Genomic DNA, 22,845 nt, shown 5'->3' on the forward strand with positions numbered 1-22,845 from the left:
AGTCAAGTAGAGCGGAGTGGGGCGCAACCGCTGATCGATAGACTATGAGTGTACGCTTTCCAGATACAAGAAGCCCGGCGCTAGGGACGGCTAGAAAGTCGCAGTCAGAAGGAAGTTGCGATCGCCCGGGCTAGTTGGGTGTCTGACATTAGCGGCGGCGTGCTGGTCGAGCGGTAGTATCTGGAGGCTTGCTCAAACTGGGCCCCCCGTATTTCGCCGTCCGAACCAATGAACGCCAGAGCGTCGGTCTTGGCTGACTTGAAAATCTTAGGCGGGTCGGTCGTGAGAGACGTGGTTGCACCAATTAAAATGGTTGGCGAGGAGATTGTGATAAATATCGCGGCAGCGATAGGGTTGGCGCCATCTCCTGATACGGCCTGCGTGCTGACCGATGTTAGCAGGGCAACCCCCAGAGCCTTCCATGAATTCATTGTTCGATGCTTCCATTGCTATCAGAGGGCGACACCATAGCAGAACTGGGCGATCGCCACACAAAGGGCACTCAGTGCCGAGTCACTCTTCCTCCGCTCCAATCACTAAAGCCCTGTATAGAACCAATAACCAACCGATGCCTGTCCAGCCAAAAAATAAGTTCAGCCAAAGAACTGAGGTGCGCTCTTGCTTGGCGTATCTAATTACGCAGATCGACGGGTAGAAATACAGCACCAAAGCGCTGGAGTAGAAAAGGAGGTTGGCAGCCAAAGCGACGTAATTATCGCCATTTCTGCAAAGGTAGCTCAGCGTACAAAGCGGAATCAGAATACCAAGACCGAAAATTTTCATTAGAGAAGCCCGTCTTGCATGAAGCAATAACGCCTGATGGCGCAGTGACATCATTATGCATAGGCGGTCACGGTGCTGAGTAGCGCAGAAAAACTATCGGCCTGATAGCAAGATACAAGAAGCCCGGCGCTGGGCCGGGCTTAACGAATGTGGTGAAGAACCTTGTCTCTGAAGTTATCCATATCAGCTATGTCCGGCACAAAATCATTCGCCGCCTTGAGCAGGCGAGTGTGATCTTGTTTTGGAAGGGAAGAGAAATCACTGCAAACGATGATCGAGGTGAATGACTCCCCAACCTGTTTCAGGTGCAGAAGGGTAATCGTGGTGATTCGCGCCTTGTCTTTGCCGTTCACTCCAAAGAGATAAATAGGGCGACCTTGCGACTGTATTCGGTAATCGACCGTGTAGGCCGGACCATCCACAATCTTGGGCACATAGTTTTCCTCAAAGCTGTCAGCGGGGAGGATAGATTTCAAGGCTGCCCGCAGATCATCGTAGAACGTCGAACCAAGACGAGAGCGTGACCATAGCGCCATGTCTTCAACGCGCGATAAACCCTGAGTCAGGTCGAACAAGCCCCGTACCAGCTTGTCCGCTGGAACCTCAATAAAAATTTCACCGCCGTCATCACGAAGCCCGGATTCTGCCAGAATTCCTTGGTAGAACTTTCCTCGTGAGCCAGTTGAGTATTTTGAAATGTCGTTCTCATAGCTCAGGCGCATCATTGTTGTGCCCGCATCAGACAACCGCCAGCCCCCAGCCGTCCTGGCTATATAAGCAGTGAACTGATCTCCGTCGCGTGCGACCAACGGGAGAGATACCGCTAGAAAATCGCCGCACTCTCTCACAGCAACATCTTCGCAGAAGGCTGTGCAGAGTGATTCGCGGATTTCAGTCAGTTCACTCATCAAAAAAACTCAGTTGTGTGGTCATGCCATTGGCTGCCCCGATCTCGATACCTGGCGGAACGGGCTTTTGTAGACCTGAAATATTGCAATCCTCAAGCATTGCCCAGAGCGCTCCCTCAAGATCAGTGTAGGCGTTTGTGGCAACCGCGTAATGCTCTGGCTTTCTGCCAGCAAGCATGTAGCGCTCTGTGGCTCGATGGATGTGCGGTGTGAAATCAATCCGCTCGCCATCCTCAAGAACATTCTGGTGAGGATGGCAGCTGCCGTTGTATCGCGCTAGCGTGATCGTATCGCCGGAGGGGTGCTTTAGAAATATCCCGCATGAGAAGCTATGCGCAATTCTTGAGTTCTGCCGCAGGTAAATCTCGAATTCTGCGCCATCATCTGAGACTACATCGTAGTTCTTCTGCTTGCACGACTGCATATCTTTCCAGCGGGCGCCGGGGTTGGATATGGTTTTATTGCAGGTGAGCAGATCACTGATCTGCGCATCAGTAAGGATCGTGTCTACCACGTCTTCGTCCTTGAGGTATGAATGGGGATTTTGCGTGTTACTTCCTATTCCGGCTTCGCCCTGGTGATGCGCTGATCGCTGACCTCATCCGCATACCCGGCAAGCTTGTCCTCTGTCTCTTGAAAGCTCAGTGCGATCTTCATCAGATCGTTGGCGCCCTGCTCATCGCCCGCCGCCAGAAGCCGCTTGGCAAATACAAACAGATCGACGCCTGACCACTTGAGCAGGGCCGCAGCCTCTTTCAGGTCGCGGCGCAGTTGCTGGTTGGGCTTAGTGAGTGCCATGGCGTCACACCGGTTGTCCGTTCCATACGTAAAGAACCCGGGCCAGGATATGAGTGTCGTCCACTCGGATGTCCTCGGGGTCGTGATGCTTGTTGTCCGAAATCATCTTGAAGCGATCCTTGCCTTTCTTTTGCAGGCGCTTCACGTACAGCATTTCGTCGTGGGAGAAGAGGTAGATGCCGTCTCCCGTGAACTCCCGGATCGTGATGTCGACCAGTAGCGGGTCTCGATCCTTGATGGTTGGAGCCATCGACTGCCCCCAGCCGGTGATCATCTTGAGATGGAAGTGCTCTTTGAAGGTAACGCCCAGGTCACGCAGGTGCTTGGGACTTACTCTTATGTCCTGGAGCATTTCCGGGTATTCGTGCGGGATCTGCCCGCCGCCCATCGCTGCGCGCACGTCGTAGTGCGCAATCCAAACCTCGTCGCCAACCTGGCCGGGGCGAGAGAAGTCGACATGGATAACGTTTCCTGAGTCGCTTTGCTCTGCAGCAGCCAGCAACCTGGCGCGAGCGTCTTCTGAAAGGCTCTTACCTTTCGACGCCAACATTTGACGAATCATGTCTGCCGCAGATGAAGCCAGCGAGCGCCCGTCATTACTATCTTGAATGGCAGAGTCTTCGTTGGTGACTTCGAGGTTTTCGTAGGAGAAGCCCGGGCGTAGTCCCCAGTGCTCAGGCCCGACGACGTCGGAGAAGTAGGCGATCACGTCCATCAGCTTTGACTTGTCGATCCTGCCGTTTTTCACCCAGCCCTGTATCGACGGAGGCTTCACGGAGAAGTCGTCTGCGAGATTCTTTTTCGATACGCCCTTGGCGATCCGCGCGGCCTCAATGGCGGCGCCTAATTCTGGTCCGGTAAGCATTGCCTAATTAAGCCTATTGCGCTGACGGTTAGGCAATGGCTTGCCCTTGATAAGGTAATGCCTTATATTCGACACAAATCTCCAGGAGAGAACTCATGAAATCAGCAGAAGCGGCCAAAGAAGCATCTCGCTTGCTGGGTAGTCAGGTGGAAATGGCGCGCCTGCTGCAGGTCACTGCACCCACCGTTAACCAGTGGTGCTCTGGCGAGCGCCCGGTGCCGGCAAAGCGCGCAGTTCAAATCGAAGCACTGACCGGTGGCGTCGTAAACCGCACTGACCTCTGCCCATCTTTTCCATGGGGGCAGATTGCTTCTGCATCTGTTGAGGCTTCGCAGCAGTCCGCCGCCTGACATCCCTGTCCGCCGTTCCATTGAAGCAATTCTGACCGCAACCGACCCAAGGAAAAACTAGGACATGAAAACGCCCGTACTAGAGACCCGCCGCCAAGTAATGGCAGCCGTGTCCAACGCTTTCCCTGGTGGGATGGATTGCGCAGCTGCTCGCCTTGGCATCAAGGACAAGCGACTTGAAAACCAGATTTACGAAACGGCCGGGTGCAAGCCACTAAGCGATGCCGAGATCTTCGTGCTGGAAAGCGAAACGAAGACTGAGCATCTGCCGGACTACATCTGCGCCATGTACGGCGGTGTGTTCGTGAAGATCCCGGAAGCGGGGGAGTTGGACAACGTCGATCTGTATCAGCGCTCGCTGGCTGCATCCGCACAGCGTGGTGCGCTTGACCAGATGGTGGCCTCCGCCCTGGAAGACGGCGAAATCGATTCGAACGAAGCAAAGAAGATCCGCGCCCTGCACGCCAAGTACATGTCGGCGAGCCTTGAGGCTATCGGGGCGGTAATTGAGTTGCACAAAGCCCGCGCATAAATCGCAGGCACAAAAAAGCCAGGTTCGTGGCCTGGCTCATTGCTACTTCAGCGAGGCAATAATGAATACACAATCCATCCCCGTCAATACCCCCAACAATCTCGCGCCACGTTTTCTGCAATCGCAAAACGTGGCGCGGGACAAGATGAGCAGTTTTGATCTGCTCGAATTAGTAAACTCCGCGCGCACCGAGTTTGGCGAAAGCGAAGTTCGCCGCAATGATTTTACGGCCCGGTGCCGTGATGAGCTTGAAGGTGAATACTACGAAACTTTCGTAGTAAAGAATCAGCGCGGTCCAGCGTCCGAGGGGCTGATGCTTACCAAGGATCAGTGCTTACTGGTCTCCATGCGAGAGTCGAAAGCGGTTCGCCGCAATGTTGTCGCCAAGATCAATGCGCTGGAAGCACCTGAACTTTCCACCATTCAGATCCTGCAGATTGCCATGGAGTCTGAAAAGGCCCGCTTGATGCTCACCGCCCAGGTCGAGCAGCAGGCCACGAAGATCCACTCCTTGGAGAACCTGTTCAAGGAAGGCATGACCCACACCCAGTTCTGCAAGGGCCTGAATGGGGTCAACGTCATGCAGGTGGGCAAGTACCTCGAAGCCCGCAGCTGGCTCTACAACGAGAGCAAGTCCGGCACCCGTCACCGTGTTGGCTCGTACGCCCGCGACAAGTACATGACCGAGCACCAGCATGAAGTAACCCCGCACGGCAAAGACCCTTTCATCTCCTACACACCCATCCTGCTGAAAAAGGGTGCTGCACGCCTGTACGACCTGTACCTGGCCGGCGAGCTGCCTATGAAGAAGACCTGGGACGGCCTGTTCACCCACGATAAAGCACTGAGGGCTGCGTAATGGCCAGAGCACGCAACATCAAGCCCGGCCTGTTCAGCAATGAGCTGCTTGTCGAGCTTCCAGCATTTGACCGGCTGGCTTTCATTGGCCTGTGGTGCCTGGCGGATCGGGAAGGGCGCCTCGAGGATCGCGTGAAGCGAATCAAGATCGAGTTGTTCCCGTGCGATGACTACGGCGTGGAAGAGGGCCTGGCACGACTTGCTGCCGCCGGGTTCATTTCTCGCTATCAGGTGGCAGGATTCTCTGTAATTGAGATCATCAACTTCCAGAAGCACCAGAGCCCGCACGGCTCGGAAAAGGACAGCACACTCCCGGACATTAACGGTTACCTCACTGTTTACGAACGGAAAAAGAACGTTGTAGTCGCAGGCTCTCAACGTAAGGTTCTCGTTGGTGAACAGGTTTTTAACGTTAAAGAACCGTTAGAGCCTGTTAACCCACCGTTCGATAACGCCCTGATTCCTGATTGTGGAATCCTGATTCCTGATACCGGATTCTCTGATTCTCCGAATCAAGATCAACACCACTCTCTCTCCGCGGGTGAAGAAATTCCGGGCTCAAGCTTCGAAGGCTTCGATGATCTAGAAGACCTTCCACCGGAAGACGCTAAGCAGCCTGTAGACCCAAAGGCGCCTGTCGAGATGACCCTGGATTGGATGCCTGACGCCAATCTGCTGAAGACCTACTGCGTTCACTTCGGCGTCTCGACTGACCTGTTCACCAAGGACGCCGTGGCCCCGTTCACCGCGCACCATGAGACAACTGGCCTCCTGCAAACCCAATCCAAATGGGTGTCACTGCTGGTCAAATGGGTGAAGGACGACAAGAACAGAGCGAGCAATATCCGCCCATTCCCAAAACCCCAAGCCATTGCAAGGCACACCCTGACCGGTAGCCGCGATTACAAAGCAGGCACCAAGGAGAATGCCAATGGCACGTTCCGTCTCTGACCTTGGCCCGCACCTGGACCGCAAGTTCGGTGTCATTGGCCGTCAGTCGGCGCGATGTGACACTCACGGCGAATACTCGGCGGTGATGCTCAGGGCTGGCGGTGTTTCTGGTTGCCCGATCTGTGCCAGCGACAAGCGCGACATGGAAGAGCTTGAGCGCAAGCGTTTTCAGTTCCGGATGGTGCAACACGACGCAGCAAAAATCCCAAAGCGTTTTGCTGATAAGTCTTTCGCAGGCTTCATTGTGTCTTCGCCGGCCCAGCAGGTAGCTCTGGACGCCTGCATGGAGTACGTCGACAACTTCTCGAAGCACAAGCGGGAAGGGCGTTGCATGCTGCTCCTTGGCAAGGTCGGCACCGGTAAGACGCACCTGGCCACGTCGGCGGCAAGCTTTCTGATCAACGAGCGCATGGTCAAGGCGATCTACCGCACTGTCGGCTCCGTGATTGGCGATATCAAGGCGACATTCAGTGACAAGTCTGGCGACTCCGAGGCTCACATCATTCGCGAGCTGATCGGTGCTGACCTACTGGTGCTGGACGAGGTAGGCGCTACCAAGCAAAGCGAGTTCGAGCTGGCCACGCTTTTCAGCATCATCAACGGCAGGTATGAGCAGGGGCGCCCGATGATCATCGTCAGCAACCTGTCGCCCGCCGAGCTAAACGATGCCCTGGGCGTGCGCTGTGTCGACCGCATCCGCGAGAACGGCTGCATAGGAGTGGCGTTCGAGTGGGAATCTCATCGCGGCAAGGAGGGCTTTTGATGGATATCGACAAGGAGAAGTTGAAGGGATTGCTCTGGGCCGAAGCCGCGTCATACCGGGCTGACTGCGCCGACTGGAAACGCAGCACCGAGGCTCTGGATGAGTTCCTGGGTAATAAGACCGTGGTGGAGGTGGCGCTGGAGCTGCTCGCCGAGAACGTGCGGCTGTGTGAAGACCCGCACATGCGAGCCATCCGTTCGCTACGTGGTGACTGCGCGGACCTCATGGCTGAGCGCGACCGGCTCAGGACCGAGAACGATAGCCTGGTCGCGGCTGCACAGGCGCTGCGTGATGAGTGGCGCAACGATCAGGCTGACGCGGAGCGGTATCGCTACCTACGTGATCGCTGCGGGGTCGTTGAGTACAAGGCGATTGCTGGGTCAATCGGCCCTGGAATGCTGCCTTCTGGCGAGACGCTGGATCTTGCCGTCGACGCCGTAATGGGCAAGGGAGAGCAATCCAATGGCTGAGCTCGCCCTTATCCGTACTGTCCAAGGCCTTGTGCCTGCGACCGAGGCCGACCGCGAATTAACCCAGAAATGGAAGCTGGGCCAAGTGGTCCACGGCAAGTTCACAAAAATGCGCAACGCAAAGTTCCACGGCAAATTCTTCTCGATGCTGGATCTGGCGTGGGAGTACTGGGAGCCGGTTGGCGGCTTGGTTCCTCGCCAGGAAATGCGTGGTATCCGTGGTCTGGCCAAGTTCTTCGAGGCGCAGAGCGGAAAGCCTGGGCAGCTGTCGCATGCGGTCGATGCCTATATCGCGGGCCTAGAGTCAGCCCGGGCCGAGCGCTTTCCTTCAGTGGACAAGTCCCGTGAAGCCTTCCGAGAGTGGATCACTATTGAGGCGGGGCACTTCCACCTGGTGCGAACTCCCGACGGCGTCCGCAAGGAGGCCAAGTCAATTAGCTGGGCCTCCATGGATGACACGGCCTTCGAGCCACTTTATCGCGACGTGTTCAACGCCTGCTGGCGCCTGGTCCTGTCTGCCCACTTTGAATCGGAAGAGGCGGCATTGAACGCTGCTGACCAAATCGGGAGCTACGGATGAAGCGCACCCCATTACAGCGCAAAACCCCGCTTAAGTCCGGCGGCGCACGCCGCAAGCGCTGCCCAGTGTGCCGGGTGATGTTCACGCCGGCCCGCGCTGGGCAATCGGTTTGCGGGGCTATCGAGTGTGCCATCGCACACGGTAAGTCCGAGAAAGGGCAGGCGAGCGCCAAGAAGGCCCTGGCGGATGTCGGTCGCCGCGAGATCAAGGTGCGCAAAGAGGCGCTGAAGACCCGGGCGGACCACATGAAGGACGCAGAGAAGGCCGTACGCGACTACCGGCGCACCTACGAGTTGAGCATTGGTAGCGGCTGCATCAGTTGCGGCGAGTCGCAGGAATCAATCCTCAGCGCCCAGGGTTGGAAGACCGGCGGTGCTTTCGATGCAGGCCACTTCCTCGGTAAGGGCGCCCGGCCAGAGTTAAGGCTGGTGCCCAGCAATATCTGGCTCCAGTGCAAGAGCTGTAACGCAGGGTCGTCCAAGTTCGCCCGCAAAGGCGAGACGGTTTCCCAGGGTTTCCGCACCGGCCTTATCGCCCGAATCGGCCTGGAGGCTGTCGAGGCGATGGAAGCCGACCACACGCCACGCAAAGAAACAGTAGAGCAATTGAAAGTCATCACCGCCGAATACCGGGCAAAGACCAAAGAACTTAAGAAGGGGCTCGCAGCATGAAACTGATCAACGCAAGGCAGGTATGGACTGAGGCTCAGCACGAATCGAACGCGTCGATCAGCGCTGTGGCAATTGACCGGGCAGAGTCGGCACCGCTCAAGACTGGCGGGAAAATTGGCAAGCGTGACGCGCAATTCCCGGCGATGAGCAGCGAGAAGGGGGAGGAGGCTGGGCGTTTCTCCGTGCCGGGGCAGCGCATCAGCATCAGCGAAACCCGACGCACGTCTGCCGGCCGGTCAACCGCCCGCGCCGCGCACCTGGCCACGATAGGCAAGGTATTGCGCGCCATCGACACACTTCCTTTCCAGGTGCAGCAATTCGGGCACTACCTGTACCACCCATGCATGACCGTGGTGCATGTACTGAACGCCGAAAAGCTGATTTGGGGTGACGTCGACTTCTCCGCTCTGACTGATGCCAAGGCCGCAAAGGCGCATTGCCTGATCACCTTTGCGCTTCAGTCCTACAAGTTGGAGGCTCATGGAGGGGCCCAATGGGGGCCGGCCCGGGTGGCTGAAGGAATGCTGAAGATCTACGGCGTAACCATCGAGCCAAAGCACTGGGACAGGGACTGGAAGGACATCTGGAACTTCCTGCGTACAGCTATTAAGGAAGTGGATGATCAGGCTCAACAACCTATATGGCAGGTGATTTACGCGGAAAAAGAAGAAAGTGCAGCGTAATATGTTGACATGGTGGGGTTTTGAGGGTACTTTTCCCATAGTGCACAAGTAACGCGAAACGCACACGAAATTCTAAACCCGGCCGAGCGCCGGGTTTTTTATTCATAGAATGCCCAGATGAAACTTCAGGTGCGCGAACACGGGCGATACGCCGAGCTCTTCAACGGCCTGTTGCGGGCTTCCTCGCTCGTCTATCGCATCACCCAATTCAACCATCCATTCGGAAAAAGCGCACACGATAATTGCAGAGGTTAAGTGAATTCTGACTTTTCCAGATTGCCTGAAATAGTCGGCGTGCCCAGTTCCTAGCTCCTCTAACTTGCGAGCGAACTGAAGACGCCAGTGCGCTTCATGACTTAAGCATTCCTGAGCAAGTAATGGGTCGCTGATCCGCGCTTTCGTATCCTTAAATTCCTCTATCAATCGTGCGGCTGTTAGCCAATTGAGGCGACTCTTGGGTGGGATATTCCATGTTGAGTCTCCTCCCATGAGCGCCATGAAAGCTCTTTCGAGGGTCATGATTGCGTGATCAAAAAGGCGGGTATTCTCACGCTGTGCTTCAGTGCTTTTTTGTTCGTTGGAGTGGAGCAGGTCGTTTTGCTTGATAGCTCTATAAGCGGCACGGGCGCTTATCGCACTGGTTATGGCGGAGATCGCGGCGGCGATTGCTGCCCCTGAGTTAATTAGAATTCCCCATCCACTTTCGTTCATTTTTCATCCTTAAAAGATTGGTAGTCGCTCAGCGTGCTTGAACTCCGAAGTTAGTGTCAACTTCCTACCTTGCCCCAGCTATGTTCGGCGGGCGTACTGAAAGATCAGTGACATATTCATGGCCTCGACATTGATCGGGGCCTTTTAGTTTTCGGCTCCACCACACCCATTGCTCCGAGCTGGGAGTGCTGTGTGAGCCGATTCAATTCCGCAGGTTATGGCCTGTCGTATCCCTAACTCCCTGACGGGGAGGAACCGAGATGTCCAACATGCCAGACAAACCAGACACCTGGGCGATAGCGCTTGCGTGGTTGAGCCAGCATTCGCCAATCCTCTATGCGGCAGCGTTGTCCTGTGCGATGGCTGTCCTGCGAATCACTTACGGCGGCGGCACACGTCGCCAGATGATCGTGGAGGGCGCCATCTGTGGCGGCCTGGCCCTGACCATAATCAGCGGGCTTGAGTTCTTCTCGCTCCCGCAGAGCATGGCCACCTTCGTCGGCGGCTGGGTTGGCTTCCTTGGCGTAGAGAAGATCCGGTCCATTGCTGACCGGGTGACTGACTTCAAGCTGCCAGGCCGTAAGGCTGAGTAATCCGCGCCACGTTTCGAATGTGCCCAATCGTGGCGCGGAACAATGAGGAACCACCCATGGACAACCAGCACAAGAAAATCACCGGCTACCGCGACCTGAGCCAGTCCGAGATCGACGGTATGAACTCTATCAAGGCGCTCGAAGCTGACGCCGGCGAGCTGTTCAAGCAGATCGGCAGTATTGAGGGTGTAGACCCGCGGTTGCTGGCCCTGGCCAAGACCAACCTGCAGCAGGGCTTCATGTGGTTCGTGCGCTCGATCGCCAAACCAGCCGATCCGTTCAGCTGATGAGCAAGGTTACCCGCCTGCGCCATGCGCTCCCGCTGGGCCAAGACATCAACACTGCGGTAAGTACTCTCGACAAGGCCATTGCCGATGCGGTGGATGTTGCCAAGGCTGCCGGGCTGCCTCAGGGGCTGATCGTGAGTTTGCTCCACGGCCACGCCCATGCACAAACACATCAGATGGTGTGCCAATGACGGTCAAGATACTGGAGTTCAAGCGTGAAGAATGGCGCGATGCTGCCAAGACCCTACGCAAGATCGCGGATGACCTGGATGCAGGTGAGCACCCTGAATGCACTGTAGGCGCGCTGACACTGATCGGCGCGAAGGGAGAAGTGACCGTGTTCGGTCTCGGCCCCAAGTGCGATGACTTGCAATGCCTGGGTGCGATGCGCCTGGGCGAGCAGAAGCTGATCGATGTGTTGCTGGACGGAGGAGAGTAGGCCTCTGCTGTAGACAGGCAGTTGTGCGTTAGTGAGAATCGGGCATTAATATTTTTTGAGTATGCTCAATGCCAAGCCCGCAAATTCAAACGCTCAATGACAGCTATTACAAAGGCACCATGGGCTTCGATCAGTTTGTGCTGGGAGCCACGCTAGCAGCATGCGCGTATCTGGCACAAACAGCGACCTATGATCAACTAGGTTGGAATCCTTCCACGCTTCAGCTATTTCCATTACTGCTGCTCGGGTTAACCGCGCTCTTTGGATTTAAACGTATTGAGTCCAGCATCCAAACCATAAAATTGAACTCTGCTTATCTTCAGCTGCAGTCTGACTACCCTGGGAACGCGTTCCCAGAGCAGAGGGGGTACGTCCAAGAAGAAAGTGATCGATCAGGTTTTTACTATGGAATTCGAAACAAGTTCATCCTCCTCAGCTTCCTTGCCTTTGTTTCAGTGAAAATCCTGGTGAAGTACAACCTTTTCTAGCGTGCAATCACTCGACAGCTAGTAAAAACCAAGCAATGCGACGGGGGCGGTATGAATAGACCAATGCCACCGACGTCACTGCTTGAGCTGAGCGATCTGTCCGCCTTTGGTATCCGCTTGACGCCTGCGCCTGAAGTATGGGACTGGCTCCAAGCCGAGATCCTCGCCGACACCGGCAGCATTCACAACGAAGACCATGCCCACCTACTGGATGCAGACATCCGGATCATGTGGGCGTCGTCGAGCTTCGAGAAGCAGGGTAGGACGGTCTTTGGCCAGGCCGAACAGGTAGCGTTCCGCGCCGGTGGCTGGCAGAAAGCCCGGATGGAGCAACAGATGCGTGATTGGTTCGGTGATGTACCGGCTTTCATCATCACTCTGGCTGCTGACTACTGCGTCCAGTGCAGCGACCTTGAGTTCTGCGCGCTCCTTGAACACGAGCTGTATCACCTGGCTCACGCGACCGACAAGTACGGTCAACCAGCATTCACCCAAGACGGTGCACCGAAGATCAAGCTGCAGGGCCACGACGTGGAAGAGTTTGTCGGTGTGGTCCGCCGCTACGGTGCAAGCCCTGACGTTCAAGCGTTGGTGGATGCTGCAAACAGTCCTGCCGAGGTGGGGAGATTGAACATTGCGAGGGCCTGCGGAACCTGTCTGCTCAGATCGGCCTGATTCTTGACAGGCTCTAGACGGATGAGAATTTATGGCAGCCCTGAAAAATGAGGTGAAGAGCTTCATCGTTCAGGCGCTGGCGTGCTTTGACACCCCATCCCAGGTGGTGGAAGCCGTCAAGAACGAATACGGGCTTGTGTTGAGCCGCCAGCAGGTGGAGACGCATGACCCAACTAAGTCCGCGGGGAAGGGGCTGGCGGCGAAGTGGGTGACCCTGTTCCACGACACTCGCAAGCGCTTCCGCGAAGAGACCGCAGAGATACCCATCGCCAACCGCGCCTACCGGCTTCGTGGCCTGGGGCGAATGGCTGAGAAGGCCGAGAGCATGCGCAACCTGGCGCTGACCGCTCAGTTGTACGAGCAGGCCGCCAAGGAGGTGGGCGACGTTTACGTGAATCGCCGCCTCGAACCTGAGAAACCTCTGGGCTCCCAAGCGGACCAGCAGCACGCCGTTGCTGAGTACACCCTGGAGCCTGATGAGAATGTCCCCACTACCCCTTACCTTTGACCCACCGGTAAAACTGACGCCCAAGCAGGCGAACATTTACTGCTGGGGCTTCCAGCCTGAGGCCCGCTTCCGCGATGCGGTGTGTGGCCGTCGGTTCGGCAAGACATTCCTGGGCAAGGCCGAAATGCGCCGTGCCGCTCGCCTTGCTGCTGAGTGGGGCGTGAGTGTTGAGGACGAAATCTGGTATGGCGCGCCGACGTTCAAACAGGCCAAGCGCGTGTTCTGGCGGCGCCTGAAGCAGGCTATCCCCGAAGCATGGCGTGCACACCGCCCGAACGAGACGGAATGCTCGATCACCCTCAAATCCGGCCACGTCATGCGCGTGGTGGGGCTCGATAACTATGACAACCTGCGTGGCTCCGGCCTGTTCTTCGTCCTCGTGGATGAATGGGCAGACTGTCCGTGGGTGGCGTGGGAAGAAGTACTGCGGCCGATGCTATCGACTTGTCAGTACCAGATTCCAGGCGTTGGCATGCGCAAGGGCGGCCATGCGCTGCGCATTGGCACTCCGAAGGGCTTCAACCACTGCTACGACACTTATCTGGACGGCAGGCCAGGCGGCGAGCCAGACCACAAGAGCTGGCAGTACACCTCGTTACAAGGCGGCAACGTTCCTCCTGAAGAGCTTGAGGCGGCTCGCCGGAAGATGGACCCGCGCACCTTCCGGCAAGAGTACGAAGCCGGCTTTGAGAACTACGCGGGCGTCGTCTACTACACGTTCAATCGCGATGAGTGCCGAACCAGCGAGCGAATCAAGCCGGGCGAGGCGTTGCACATTGGCATGGACTTCAACGTCATGAAGATGGCGGCCGTTGTCTATGTCGTGCGTAACGATCTGCCGATGGCTCTGGATGAATTTCATGGTGTTCGGGACACGCCTGAGATGATCGAGAAGATCCAGACACGGTTCCCTGGTCACTCGGTGGCGGTCTATCCCGACGCCAGTGGGCAAAACACCAGCAGCAAAAACGCGAGCGAGTCCGACTTGTCACTGCTGAAGAAAGCAAAATTCACGGTGATCGTCGACTCCACAAACCCTGGTGTGAAAGACCGCGTTAACTCGGTGAACGCCATGTTCCTGAACGCCTACGGCGAGCGACGACTGAAGGTCAACATCGACCAGTGCCCTCAGCTCACCTTGTGCCTGGAGCGACAGACCTACACCGACAAGGGCGAGCCGGACAAAGACCCGAAGAAGGGTCATGACCACATGAACGACGCCGCCGGCTACTTCATCGCCAAGCGCTATCCGATCAAAGCGATCGTCACTTCTATCAAAATGGGATACGCCCGATGAGCAACGACGTCTCCTTCAAGCGGGCGGAATACATAGCTGTGCTGGATCGCTGGGCAACCGTTCGCGACGTCTGTGCCGGCCAGCACCGGGTTGTCGACCGACTGCCGTACATCAACTCACACGACAAGTCGCCTGAGAACGTAGACCGGAACAAGGCCTACCGGGAGCGAGCGGTATTCAAGAACGCCACCGGGCACACCCGTAACGGGCTGCTCGGCCTGGCGTTCCACAAAGACCCGACGTTGACGGTGCCGAAAAAGTTGGAATACCTGCAGGACAACGCCAACGGTTCGGGCGTGAGCATTTACCAGCACTCACAGGGCACGCTTGAAAAGGTGCTTGAAGCTGGCCGCCACGGCCTGTATGTCGACTATCACCAGGACAATGGCATCGGCGGTCACTCGGTGATCCTTTCCTACTGCGCTGAAGACATCATCAACTGGCGCACGGGCATGGTGAATGGTCACAGCGTGCTAACCCTGGTGGTGTTGCGCGAGTCTCCGGAGATCCCGGAAGGGTTCGGCTACAAGACGGTTGAGCAGTACCGGGAGCTGGTGCTGGAAGATGACGGTTTCGTATGTCGCGTTTGGCGCCGGTCTGGGCCGAAAGGTGGCGGGCCTCTGGCAGTCATCGACGAGTTCAAGCCCGAAGGTGTAACCGGTCGCCTCAAGGAAATCCCGTTTACCTTCGTCGGCGCACAGAACAACGATCCAAGCATCGACGAGTCGCCGCTATACGACATCGCCATGATCAACCTGGGCCATTACCGGAACAGTGCCGATTACGAAGACAGCGTTTTCTGGTGTGGGCAGGCTCAGCCCTATATATCTGGGCTCGATGAGCAATGGCGTGACCACATGGAGAAAAACGGCATTTACGTCGGTTCCCGGGCGCCAATGCTGCTTCCAGCCGGCGGCGCCTTCGCCTATGCGCAGCCCGCTCCGAACACCCTGGTCAAAGAGGCCATGGCCGACAAGAACCAGATGATGATCGAGCTGGGCGCCCGGATGGTGGTTGCGTCACTTGCTACCAAGACCGCTACGGAGTCCCGCGGCGATCAATCGGCGTCTACTTCGGTGCTGGCCGGGTGCGTGGCGAACGTGAGCGAGGCCTACACCCGGGCAATCATGTGGTGCTGCGCCTACATGGGCATCACCGACAAGAAGGTCGCCTACCAGGTCAATCAAGAGTTCGTCGAGCTGACGGCGGATCCGCAGATGATCACGGCCTTGGTGGGCTTGTGGCAGAACGGAGGCTTTGCGAAAGCGGACCTTCGAGCATATCTGCGCAAGCTTGGGCTGATCGCACCAGAGCGTACCGACCAACAGATCGACGGCGAGCTGGAAGAGCAGGGCGACGGCCTGGGCCTGGACGACGAGGACAAAGTAGATGGCGGTGAACCAGGCGATACTTGATGCGACCATCCGGCACGCAGTCTTCCTCGAAAAGCTCAAGGCGGGGGAGGTGGGCAAGTTCGCTCCCTTTCTCAAGGAGATTGATCGCTCGATCCGGGACCGGCTCACCCAGTCGGACCTGACGGAATACAACACGAAGCGTCTGGAGGCACTGCTGAAGGAAGTCGACAGCCTGTTACTGGGCATTTTCGACCGCTACAGCGCGCAACTGAACCTCGACCTGGTGGATATCGCCAACTACGAGGCTGAGTTTGAGGCGACAAGTCTCGCCAGGTCGGCGCCGATTGGCGTGTCGCTGGATGTGGTCGCCCCGACGGCCGCTGCAATCCGCACCGCAGTGCTGACGAACCCGCTCAGCGTGCGCGGTACCGGCGGCGGGAAGCTGCTGAAGGCCTTCATCAAGGGGTGGACTGGCGCAGAGCGTGAGCGAGTCACCGGCACGATCCGGCAAGGCTTCTTCGAGGGGCAAACCAACTTCCAGATCATCCGCAACATTCGCGGCACCAAGGCGGCCGGCTACAAGGACGGCATTCTTGCCAACACCAACCGCAATGCCAGCACCGTCGTGCACACCGCCATTCAGCATGTGTCATCCCAGGCAAGGATGGAGGTGGCCAAGGCCAACACGGATATCGTCGAAGAAATCCAGATGGTGGCCACGCTGGACAGCAAGACCAGCCAGCAATGCCGATCATTGGATGGTCGTAGGTTTCCAGTTGAGTCTGGCCCAAGGCCGCCGTTTCACCCGAATTGTCGAACCACCTTCATCCTGCTGACCAAACTTAGCGAGATGTTCGCCAAGGGCGCTACCCGAGCTTCGGTGGGCGCCAATGGCGGCCAGCAGGTCAGCGCAAGCCTGGATTACTACCACTGGCTCCAGCAGCAGCCAGCTTCGTTCCAGGACGTTGCTATCGGCCCAGTCCGGGCCAAGCTGTTCCGGGAGGGTGGGCTGACCGTGGAGCGTTTCGCCGAGATGCAGCTTGATCGCAACTTTGCTCCGCTGACTCTCGTGCAAATGCGTGCGCTGGAGCCACTGGCTTTTTTGAGGGCTAATATTGGCGGGCTGGATCGTTAGATAAGTAAGCGGTTAACATTCAAATTCTTACGTCATGGAATGATTTGAAAATGAAAACTATCGTGAATTACACGCTCATTGAGTCCCCAGTTCTACACCTGAAGTTGAAAGAAGGGCTCTTTTTTACTCGGGAGTACGCTTCTCGCTCGGAAGCTTTTATTCCAGTCCGAGGGGAGAAAATCAAAATTCAATGTGGCGTTGCTCCATCGCAGTCGACTTATTTTATTGTCACTAGCGTTGAGAACGCGCTATGGACGGACAAGGACTGCATCGAGGTATGTGTTAGGTACGATCATTAATGAGTAACGGTATAGCTGTGCGCTGCCGCTAAAGAACAAGTAAGTAGACCCGCCGAATGGCGGGTTTTTTTATGCCTGCAAAGCGGGCGAAACATACCCAAGGGGTGCATCAACGTGGCAGAAGAAAACGAAATCGACCTGGAAAACCCGGCAATCAAGGCCGCTATCGCGACTGCCGTTGAAGCCTCTGTTACCGGGCTGAAAACCAAGAATACAGAGCTGCTGGGAAAGCTGAAGGACACCTCGACCAAGCTGACTCAGTTCGAAACCCAGTTTGAAGGCATCGACATCGACGCCGTCAAAGGCCTGCTCAGTCGCGCGGGCCAGGACGAAGAAACCAAGCTGCTTACCGAGGGCAAGGTGGACGAGGTCTTCAACCGTCGCACTGAGCGCCTGCGCGGTGACTACGACAAGCAGCTGAAGGCCATCAGCGAGCGCGCCGAGAAGGCCGAATCCTTCGCCGCCAAGTTCCAGGGCAAAGTCCTGGGCGACTCAGTGCGCGGCGCAGCACTGAAAGCCGGCGCTCTCCCCGAAGCAACAGACGACATCATCCTGCGCGCCAAAGGCGTGTTCACCCTTAACGAAGATGGCGATGCGGTCGCCGCTGATGAATCCGGCCAGGTCATCCTCGGTAAAGACGGCAAGACCCCTCTGACTCCGCTCGAATGGGCTGAGTCTCTGCGCGAAAGCGCACCTCACCTGTGGCCAAGGGCTTCAGGCACATTTGCCCCGGGCGGGGGTGGCGGCAAGGCTGCATTCAAGCGCTCCGAAATGACCTCCGAGCAGAAGCGCGACTTCCAGCGCAAGCACGGCCAAACCGCATATCTCGCATTGCCCAAGTAAGGGGAAACACTCATGCCAACAACTGTTAACAGCGACCTGATCATCTACAACGATGAGGCGCAGACCGCATACCTGGAGCGCATTCAGGACAACCTGGACGTGTTCAACGCATCGTCCAACGGCGCGATCGTTCTCGACAACGAGCTGATCCAGGGCGACTTCCGCAAGCGTGCCTTTTACAAACTCGGCGGCGGTCTGGAGCACCGCGATGTCAACTCCGACGGCAAGGTCACCGCCAAGAAAATCGGCGCTGGCGAGGCTGTAGGTGTCAAGGCACCATGGAAATACGGCCCGTACCAGACCACCGAAGAGGCGTTTAAGCGCCGCGGCCGGGCAGTGGAAGAGTTCTCCCAAATCATCGGCGCCGATGTTGCCGATGCCACCATCGAAGGCTTCATCGAATACGCCACCGGCGCACTTAAGGCCGCCATCGGCTCGAACGCTGCCATGGTGGTGTCGGCCAACATCGAAACCGACGGCAAGAAGACCCTGACCCGTGGCATGCGTAAATTCGGTGACAAGTTCGGCCGGATCGCGCTGTGGGTCATGCACTCGTCTGCCTACTTCGATATCGTTGATGAAGCGATTGCGAACAAGGTCTACGAAGAAGCCGGCGTCGTGATCTACGGCGGCCTGCCTGGCACCCTGGGCAAGCCAGTACTGGTGACCGACAAGGCTCCAGTGGATGCCATCTTCGGCTTGCTGCCGAACGCCGTGGTCATCACCGAGTCTCAGGCCCCCGGCTTCCGCTCGTACGACGTCAACGACGAGGAAAACCTGGCTATCGGCTACCGCGCCGAAGGTACCGTCAACATCGACGTGCTGGGCTACAGCTGGAAGGAGTCCACCGGTGGCACCAACCCAACGCTGGCTGCCGTTGGCTCTGCTGCGAACTGGGTCAAGCACTCCGACAGCAACAAGGTCACCGCAGGCGTGATGATCAACCTCACCACCACGCCACCAGTCGGCGGCTGATAACCACCCCAGGAAGCGGCCAGCGATGGCCGCTACGGAGATTCCGATGAAACTCGTTTATACAAACCAGCTTGACGGCTTTGAGCCTGGCAAGCGTTACCGCGTCCCTGGTCTATTCCGCAGCATTGAGCGCGATGCAACGACAGTGACCGTGGTAGGTGACTATCCCGAAATCGTCACGGCGTACGAAGATGCCGGTGTTGGCGTTGAGGTTGTTGAGTTGCCGGTGCTTGTTGTTGTCGGCACGCAGGCGTCGGCCTCTGGTGAGCTGTCTCAGCTGCTTGCCGATCTGCAAGCCGAGAGTGGCGCCATGGTTCTGCTGGTCGAAGGCATGGAGGGTGGCGAAATCCACCGTCCAGAGTCTGGCGACTTGGCATTGCGCTTGTTCGAAGTGCTGGGCACCATCCATGGATCAGTTGGTGAGTTGACCACCGAGCGTGACGGCCTGCTTCTTACTGTCGACGAGCTGCGTGATGAGGTTGAAGCTCTGAAGAGAGCCGCCATCACGCCGCCGGCTGGTGAGGCCGACGAAATCGCCGCGCTGAAAGCAAAGCTCGATGAGGCCAAGGTTCCGTACCGGGCCAACGCTTCGAAAGAATCCCTGGAAAAGCTCGTAGCTGAGCTGACCAAGGAGTAATACTGCTGGCTGTCGGTCACCCGGCGGCCAATCTTCAGACCATTCGAGCGAGTTGACGCATGACACTCATCATCGAGACCGGACAAGGCCTTCCTGACGCCGAAAGTTACGCGAGCGCCGAGGATCTGGCCCGCTATGCCGTGAAATTCGGCACGGTCATTCCTGCAGGTGTTCCTGAGCAGGAAGCGCTGTTGCGACGGGCTGCACTGGCGATGGATGGCATGACCTGGAAAGGGCGCAAGACCAATAGCGAGCAGGGCTTGTCCTGGCCGCGCCGGGAGGTGCTGCTGGATCAAGAGATCAAGCCGAACAACTACCTGCCAGCGCGCATCCAGTACGGCCAGATGGCCCTGGCCGCCGAAATCCATCAGGACGATATCGACCCGGTGGAGAAGCGCAAGGGCGCGGTTCTGCTGGATCGTGTCGAAGGTGCGGTGACGCGGCAGTACGCGGCGATCCCCAACACCAGCAACCGGCTACTACCAGCGGCACCGGATCGGCCAAGTGCTACGCAGTTTGCGGATTACCTAAAAAAGCGCGGGCTGTTCGCCGTGCGCGCATAGCCACAACGGAGACCACCATGGCCACCTTCTACGACGAAATGGCCGTGATGGCTCTGGAGATGATCACAGAGTTCGGCCAACCCGTGACTATTTGCAAGACGGAGCCAGGCGAATACGACCCTGAGCTGGGCGGTGAAGCGCCAGGTGCAACCGTTGAGCAAATCGCCCAGGGCATCCTCCTCGACTTTACCGGCCTCGAATTTCAAAACAACAGCCTCATCCGGCAGGGCGACAAGAAGCTCAAGATTGCCGCGAACGGCTTGGCCTGGGTGCCCGGCCTGCTCGACAAGGTGATTGCCCAGGGCCGCACCTGGTCAATCGTCCCTCCGCTGAAGGAGGTCAACCCTGCCGGCACTCCGATCCTGTATGAACTGCAGGTACGGTCGTGAGTCGGGCAGGCGCCGGACAATCCGGCAGCTTCGCCTTGAGCCTGGCCGAGTTCGCCACCCAGGCCAGCGAAGCCATCGACGCGAGCGTACGTGAGATCATCATCGAGGTTGGCAGCAGCCTGATCCGCATGTCTCCTGTGGGCAACCCAGAGATATGGGCACAGAACGCCGTAGCGACCCAGTACAACAAGGCTGTCGACGAGCACAACAGCGCTCTGCGCAGCGATCCGACTAACCTCACGAAAGGTGGCAGGCTCAAGAAGGGCCGCAAGCTACACGACGGCATGGATGTTATCGCCCCAGAAGGCTATGTCGGCGGCCGGTTCCGGGCGAACTGGCACATCTCGCTCGGCGTGGTCGAAAACGTCACATTTGACGAGGTAGACCCCAGCGGCGCCGAAACCACTGCCGCGCTCGTCGCTGCAATGAGCGACTTCACCGCCGGCCAGATGGCCTACATCATCAACAACTTGCCCTATGCGATCCCGCTGGAGTTCGGCCATTCGACCCAGGCCCCTGGCGGCATGGTCCGGGTAACCGTGGCTCGCTTTCAGCAGATCGTGGTGGAGGCCATAAGGAACAACCAGGTATGAGTCACGCAATCATCGCTTCGATCTACGAGGCCAAGCTCATCGCTTGGAGCGCTGCCAGGTCGGAGAAGCTGAAGATCGTCTTCGAGAACACGGCCTACACGCCGGCGGCGGGCGAGACCTACCTGCTAGCCTTCACAATCCCGGGCGACACCGCGAGCAACACGCTTGGCGGTGATCACCGGCTGTTCACCGGTGTGTTCCAAGTAAGCATCATCGCGCCGGCGGGCACCGGCAAGACCAAGACGAACCCGATAGCAGCTGAACTGACAGATCTGTTCCCGCTGTACGCCAGGGACACCAAGGGCCCGGTCACCGTGGTGACGATGTCGCCGGTCGACCAGGGCCCCGGTATTACCGGCGATTCCACCTATACCGTCCCGGTCTCGTTCTTGTACCGAGCCGACACGAACTGATCCCGCCCATTGGGCAAACCCACGAGCCCGCCATTGAGCGGGTTTTTTCATATCTGCAAAGAGGAAATACCCATGGGCTACAAAATCCCGAATGGCGGCACCTTCCAGCACGCTGCAACCTATGCAGCTGCTCTGGCGTTTGCCACCATCACCAACGCCGCTGAGGCCGTGGCCACCGTTGTCGGCGGCACCCTGGCTGCGGGCGACATCGTCCTGCTCACTTCCGGCTGGAGCAAGCTGGATAGCAAGGTCGTGCGCGTGAAGGCGGCGACTGCTACTGCAATCACCCTGGAAAGTATCGACACTACCGACACCCAGGCCTTCCCTGTCGGTGGTGGTGCCGGGACCATGCGCAAGGTGCTGACCTGGGTTCAGATCCCGCAAATCTCCGATGTGGCCTTCTCCGGTGGCGAGCAGAACTACCTCGACGTGGTTTTCCTCGAAGACGACCAGGGCAAGCAGATTCCCACCGATAAGTCGGCTGCCAGCATGGTACTGACCCTTGCCGACGATCCGATTCAAGACTTCAACAAGGTGTTGATGAAGGCCGATGCGGGCAAGCAGGTCGAGGCCGCACGTTTGAACCTGCCGGGCAATGACACGCTGCTGTACGGCGCCTACACGTCGTTCTCCAAACAGCCGGCGGTGTCTCGTAACAACCTGCTGACGCGCACCGTCAACCTTGCGCTACAGGCCGAGCCGACTCGCTACCTGACTGCGGTGGTGTAACCGATGGCCAAGATCCGTATCGCGCAGAACGCCACTTTCACTGCGCCAGTGCTGATTCCAATTGTCGGCAGCGCGCCTGAGAAGGTTGAGTTCACCTTCAAGTACCGGGATCGCGCCGAGCTTGCCGCTTTGTTCGATGAATGGAACGAGAAGCGGGACAAGGCACGCACCGCACTTGGCGATAAACCGTCCTGGTCGGAAGTGGTCGCCTTGGACACCGAGCAGCAAACCCAGCAAATCAAGGACCTGGTAGTCGGTTGGGGCTTCGACGACGAATACAACGACGACAACATCGTTGCATTCGTGAAGTCCTGCCAGGGCGCCGCCGAGGCGGTCGTTAAAGCCCATGAAGGCGCATACAACCAGGCCCGCCTGGGAAACTGACTGACGCCGCCCGCGCGATGTACTCGCCGAGCGTGCCCGACGCGATTATCGGCATGTTCGGCCTTGCCCCGGGAGATCTGGTTGAGGAGGTGGAGGTCTGGCCCTGTAACTGGCCGGCCTTCCTCCTTTTCAACCGCATGTCCACCCAGTGGCGAGCAGGCGCCGGCGGCGCGATCGGTCTCGACTACAGCTGCATCCGCGACGTGGCCGGGTTCCTCGGCATCAAGAAAAAGAAGCTCCCTGAAATCTTCCCTGACCTTCAAGTCCTGGAAGGCGAAGCCCTGCGCGTCATGGCGGAGGAAAGGGAAAACAGCCCGTAA

General features: G+C 57.7%; 36 protein-coding genes. 29 read left to right on the forward strand and 7 right to left on the reverse strand.

Annotation, left to right across the window (positions count from 1 at the left end; all coding sequences use genetic code 11):
• Window positions 1-104: 104 nt before the first annotated feature.
• From HBO11_RS02150 to HBO11_RS02175, 6 genes are all read right to left on the reverse strand, one after another.
• Window positions 105-431 (reverse strand): DUF2388 domain-containing protein, encoded by a 327-nt coding sequence (locus HBO11_RS02150; RefSeq protein ID WP_170058724.1) that lies wholly within the window; start codon window positions 429-431, stop codon window positions 105-107.
• An 82-nt stretch (window positions 432-513) separates the two neighbouring features.
• A complete protein-coding gene (locus HBO11_RS02155; protein WP_222936211.1) occupies window positions 514-783 on the reverse strand; it encodes a superinfection immunity protein in 270 nt (89 codons plus the stop codon).
• Window positions 784-923: 140 nt separating this feature from the next.
• The gene (locus HBO11_RS02160; RefSeq protein ID WP_170058725.1) at window positions 924-1,691 is read right to left on the reverse strand and encodes a DUF1828 domain-containing protein; all 768 of its coding nucleotides are present in this window, start codon (window positions 1,689-1,691) and stop codon (window positions 924-926) included.
• Window positions 1,684-2,205, reverse strand: a complete 522-nt coding sequence (locus HBO11_RS02165) for a hypothetical protein (protein ID WP_178121763.1) — start codon at window positions 2,203-2,205, stop codon at window positions 1,684-1,686. Before HBO11_RS02165 ends, HBO11_RS02160 begins: the two co-directional genes overlap by 8 nt.
• 44 nt (window positions 2,206-2,249) lie before the next feature.
• Window positions 2,250-2,489, reverse strand: a complete 240-nt coding sequence (locus HBO11_RS02170) for a hypothetical protein (RefSeq protein ID WP_170058726.1) — start codon at window positions 2,487-2,489, stop codon at window positions 2,250-2,252.
• Between the two features lie 4 nt (window positions 2,490-2,493).
• The gene (locus HBO11_RS02175) at window positions 2,494-3,354 is read right to left on the reverse strand and encodes a S24 family peptidase (protein WP_170058727.1); all 861 of its coding nucleotides are present in this window, start codon (window positions 3,352-3,354) and stop codon (window positions 2,494-2,496) included.
• A 95-nt stretch (window positions 3,355-3,449) separates the two neighbouring features.
• On the opposite strand from HBO11_RS02175, the gene HBO11_RS02180 reads away from it, so the two are divergent.
• The 9 genes from HBO11_RS02180 to HBO11_RS02220 all read left to right on the forward strand — a co-directional run bounded on the left by HBO11_RS02180 (window position 3,450) and on the right by HBO11_RS02220 (window position 9,212).
• Window positions 3,450-3,704: a Cro/CI family transcriptional regulator gene (locus HBO11_RS02180; RefSeq protein WP_170058728.1), complete on the forward strand. Its 255-nt coding sequence runs from the start codon at window positions 3,450-3,452 to the stop codon at window positions 3,702-3,704.
• Window positions 3,705-3,768: 64 nt separating this feature from the next.
• Window positions 3,769-4,236: a YmfL family putative regulatory protein gene (locus HBO11_RS02185; protein ID WP_048365773.1), complete on the forward strand. Its 468-nt coding sequence runs from the start codon at window positions 3,769-3,771 to the stop codon at window positions 4,234-4,236.
• Window positions 4,237-4,297: 61 nt separating this feature from the next.
• The gene (locus tag HBO11_RS02190) at window positions 4,298-5,095 is read left to right on the forward strand and encodes a phage antirepressor protein (RefSeq protein WP_170058729.1); all 798 of its coding nucleotides are present in this window, start codon (window positions 4,298-4,300) and stop codon (window positions 5,093-5,095) included.
• Window positions 5,095-6,045, forward strand: a complete 951-nt coding sequence (locus HBO11_RS02195) for a DnaT-like ssDNA-binding domain-containing protein (protein ID WP_170058730.1) — start codon at window positions 5,095-5,097, stop codon at window positions 6,043-6,045. The genes HBO11_RS02190 and HBO11_RS02195 overlap by 1 nt, the downstream gene beginning before the upstream one ends.
• On the forward strand, window positions 6,026-6,808 hold the full coding sequence (locus tag HBO11_RS02200) for an ATP-binding protein (protein WP_170058731.1): 783 nt from the start codon (window positions 6,026-6,028) through the stop codon (window positions 6,806-6,808). The genes HBO11_RS02195 and HBO11_RS02200 overlap by 20 nt, the downstream gene beginning before the upstream one ends.
• On the forward strand, window positions 6,808-7,278 hold the full coding sequence (locus tag HBO11_RS02205) for a hypothetical protein (RefSeq protein ID WP_170058732.1): 471 nt from the start codon (window positions 6,808-6,810) through the stop codon (window positions 7,276-7,278). The genes HBO11_RS02200 and HBO11_RS02205 overlap by 1 nt, the downstream gene beginning before the upstream one ends.
• Window positions 7,271-7,858: a DUF1367 family protein gene (locus HBO11_RS02210; RefSeq protein ID WP_170058733.1), complete on the forward strand. Its 588-nt coding sequence runs from the start codon at window positions 7,271-7,273 to the stop codon at window positions 7,856-7,858. The genes HBO11_RS02205 and HBO11_RS02210 overlap by 8 nt, the downstream gene beginning before the upstream one ends.
• Entirely contained in the window at window positions 7,855-8,529 is a 675-nt protein-coding gene (locus tag HBO11_RS02215) for a recombination protein NinG (protein ID WP_170058734.1), read from the forward strand. The genes HBO11_RS02210 and HBO11_RS02215 overlap by 4 nt, the downstream gene beginning before the upstream one ends.
• Window positions 8,526-9,212 (forward strand): hypothetical protein, encoded by a 687-nt coding sequence (locus HBO11_RS02220; RefSeq protein WP_170058735.1) that lies wholly within the window; start codon window positions 8,526-8,528, stop codon window positions 9,210-9,212. Before HBO11_RS02215 ends, HBO11_RS02220 begins: the two co-directional genes overlap by 4 nt.
• A gap of 102 nt (window positions 9,213-9,314) precedes the next feature.
• Here the strand turns inward: HBO11_RS02220 and HBO11_RS02225 are convergent, their stop codons facing one another.
• Complete coding sequence (locus HBO11_RS02225) at window positions 9,315-9,923, reverse strand: hypothetical protein (protein WP_170058736.1); 609 nt, start codon at window positions 9,921-9,923, stop codon at window positions 9,315-9,317.
• Between the two features lie 260 nt (window positions 9,924-10,183).
• On the opposite strand from HBO11_RS02225, the gene HBO11_RS02230 reads away from it, so the two are divergent.
• From HBO11_RS02230 to HBO11_RS02325, 20 genes are all read left to right on the forward strand, one after another.
• Window positions 10,184-10,516, forward strand: a complete 333-nt coding sequence (locus tag HBO11_RS02230) for a phage holin, lambda family (RefSeq protein ID WP_065943809.1) — start codon at window positions 10,184-10,186, stop codon at window positions 10,514-10,516.
• Between the two features lie 56 nt (window positions 10,517-10,572).
• The gene (locus tag HBO11_RS02235; protein WP_057959961.1) at window positions 10,573-10,803 is read left to right on the forward strand and encodes a hypothetical protein; all 231 of its coding nucleotides are present in this window, start codon (window positions 10,573-10,575) and stop codon (window positions 10,801-10,803) included.
• Window positions 10,803-10,994 (forward strand): hypothetical protein, encoded by a 192-nt coding sequence (locus tag HBO11_RS02240; protein WP_170058737.1) that lies wholly within the window; start codon window positions 10,803-10,805, stop codon window positions 10,992-10,994. Before HBO11_RS02235 ends, HBO11_RS02240 begins: the two co-directional genes overlap by 1 nt.
• A complete protein-coding gene (locus HBO11_RS02245) occupies window positions 10,991-11,242 on the forward strand; it encodes a hypothetical protein (protein WP_170058738.1) in 252 nt (83 codons plus the stop codon). The genes HBO11_RS02240 and HBO11_RS02245 overlap by 4 nt, the downstream gene beginning before the upstream one ends.
• Window positions 11,243-11,310: 68 nt before the next feature.
• Window positions 11,311-11,730: a hypothetical protein gene (locus HBO11_RS02250; RefSeq protein ID WP_170058739.1), complete on the forward strand. Its 420-nt coding sequence runs from the start codon at window positions 11,311-11,313 to the stop codon at window positions 11,728-11,730.
• A gap of 51 nt (window positions 11,731-11,781) precedes the next feature.
• Window positions 11,782-12,405 (forward strand): putative metallopeptidase, encoded by a 624-nt coding sequence (locus HBO11_RS02255; RefSeq protein WP_170058740.1) that lies wholly within the window; start codon window positions 11,782-11,784, stop codon window positions 12,403-12,405.
• Window positions 12,406-12,436: 31 nt separating this feature from the next.
• Window positions 12,437-12,913 (forward strand): DUF2280 domain-containing protein, encoded by a 477-nt coding sequence (locus HBO11_RS02260; protein ID WP_170058741.1) that lies wholly within the window; start codon window positions 12,437-12,439, stop codon window positions 12,911-12,913.
• Complete coding sequence (locus HBO11_RS02265) at window positions 12,888-14,210, forward strand: terminase (RefSeq protein WP_170058742.1); 1,323 nt, start codon at window positions 12,888-12,890, stop codon at window positions 14,208-14,210. Before HBO11_RS02260 ends, HBO11_RS02265 begins: the two co-directional genes overlap by 26 nt.
• Window positions 14,207-15,625: a DUF4055 domain-containing protein gene (locus tag HBO11_RS02270; RefSeq protein ID WP_170058743.1), complete on the forward strand. Its 1,419-nt coding sequence runs from the start codon at window positions 14,207-14,209 to the stop codon at window positions 15,623-15,625. Before HBO11_RS02265 ends, HBO11_RS02270 begins: the two co-directional genes overlap by 4 nt.
• Window positions 15,600-16,700, forward strand: a complete 1,101-nt coding sequence (locus tag HBO11_RS02275) for a minor capsid protein (RefSeq protein WP_170058744.1) — start codon at window positions 15,600-15,602, stop codon at window positions 16,698-16,700. The genes HBO11_RS02270 and HBO11_RS02275 overlap by 26 nt, the downstream gene beginning before the upstream one ends.
• Window positions 16,701-17,113: 413 nt before the next feature.
• The gene (locus HBO11_RS02280; RefSeq protein ID WP_170058745.1) at window positions 17,114-17,842 is read left to right on the forward strand and encodes a hypothetical protein; all 729 of its coding nucleotides are present in this window, start codon (window positions 17,114-17,116) and stop codon (window positions 17,840-17,842) included.
• A gap of 12 nt (window positions 17,843-17,854) precedes the next feature.
• Complete coding sequence (locus tag HBO11_RS02285) at window positions 17,855-18,817, forward strand: major capsid protein (protein WP_170058746.1); 963 nt, start codon at window positions 17,855-17,857, stop codon at window positions 18,815-18,817.
• A 46-nt stretch (window positions 18,818-18,863) separates the two neighbouring features.
• The gene (locus tag HBO11_RS02290; RefSeq protein WP_170058747.1) at window positions 18,864-19,454 is read left to right on the forward strand and encodes a hypothetical protein; all 591 of its coding nucleotides are present in this window, start codon (window positions 18,864-18,866) and stop codon (window positions 19,452-19,454) included.
• A 59-nt stretch (window positions 19,455-19,513) separates the two neighbouring features.
• Window positions 19,514-20,017, forward strand: coding sequence for a DnaT-like ssDNA-binding protein (locus tag HBO11_RS02295; protein ID WP_170058748.1), 504 nt, complete (start codon window positions 19,514-19,516; stop codon window positions 20,015-20,017).
• A 17-nt stretch (window positions 20,018-20,034) separates the two neighbouring features.
• A complete protein-coding gene (locus HBO11_RS02300; RefSeq protein WP_170058749.1) occupies window positions 20,035-20,406 on the forward strand; it encodes a hypothetical protein in 372 nt (123 codons plus the stop codon).
• Complete coding sequence (locus tag HBO11_RS02305) at window positions 20,403-20,999, forward strand: hypothetical protein (protein ID WP_170058750.1); 597 nt, start codon at window positions 20,403-20,405, stop codon at window positions 20,997-20,999. Before HBO11_RS02300 ends, HBO11_RS02305 begins: the two co-directional genes overlap by 4 nt.
• Entirely contained in the window at window positions 20,996-21,412 is a 417-nt protein-coding gene (locus HBO11_RS02310; protein WP_170058751.1) for a phage tail terminator-like protein, read from the forward strand. Before HBO11_RS02305 ends, HBO11_RS02310 begins: the two co-directional genes overlap by 4 nt.
• Before the next feature lie 72 nt (window positions 21,413-21,484).
• Entirely contained in the window at window positions 21,485-22,141 is a 657-nt protein-coding gene (locus HBO11_RS02315) for a phage tail protein (protein WP_057959946.1), read from the forward strand.
• Between the two features lie 3 nt (window positions 22,142-22,144).
• Complete coding sequence (locus tag HBO11_RS02320; protein ID WP_170058752.1) at window positions 22,145-22,525, forward strand: phage tail assembly chaperone; 381 nt, start codon at window positions 22,145-22,147, stop codon at window positions 22,523-22,525.
• A 17-nt stretch (window positions 22,526-22,542) separates the two neighbouring features.
• Window positions 22,543-22,845 carry a DUF1799 domain-containing protein gene (locus HBO11_RS02325; protein WP_170058753.1) on the forward strand — a complete coding sequence of 101 codons (303 nt, stop codon included), beginning with the start codon at window positions 22,543-22,545 and terminating at the stop codon, window positions 22,843-22,845.

The organism is Pseudomonas sp. WS 5010, from assembly GCF_012985565.1.
In the GTDB taxonomy this organism is placed as follows: Bacteria; Pseudomonadota; Gammaproteobacteria; order Pseudomonadales; family Pseudomonadaceae; genus Aquipseudomonas.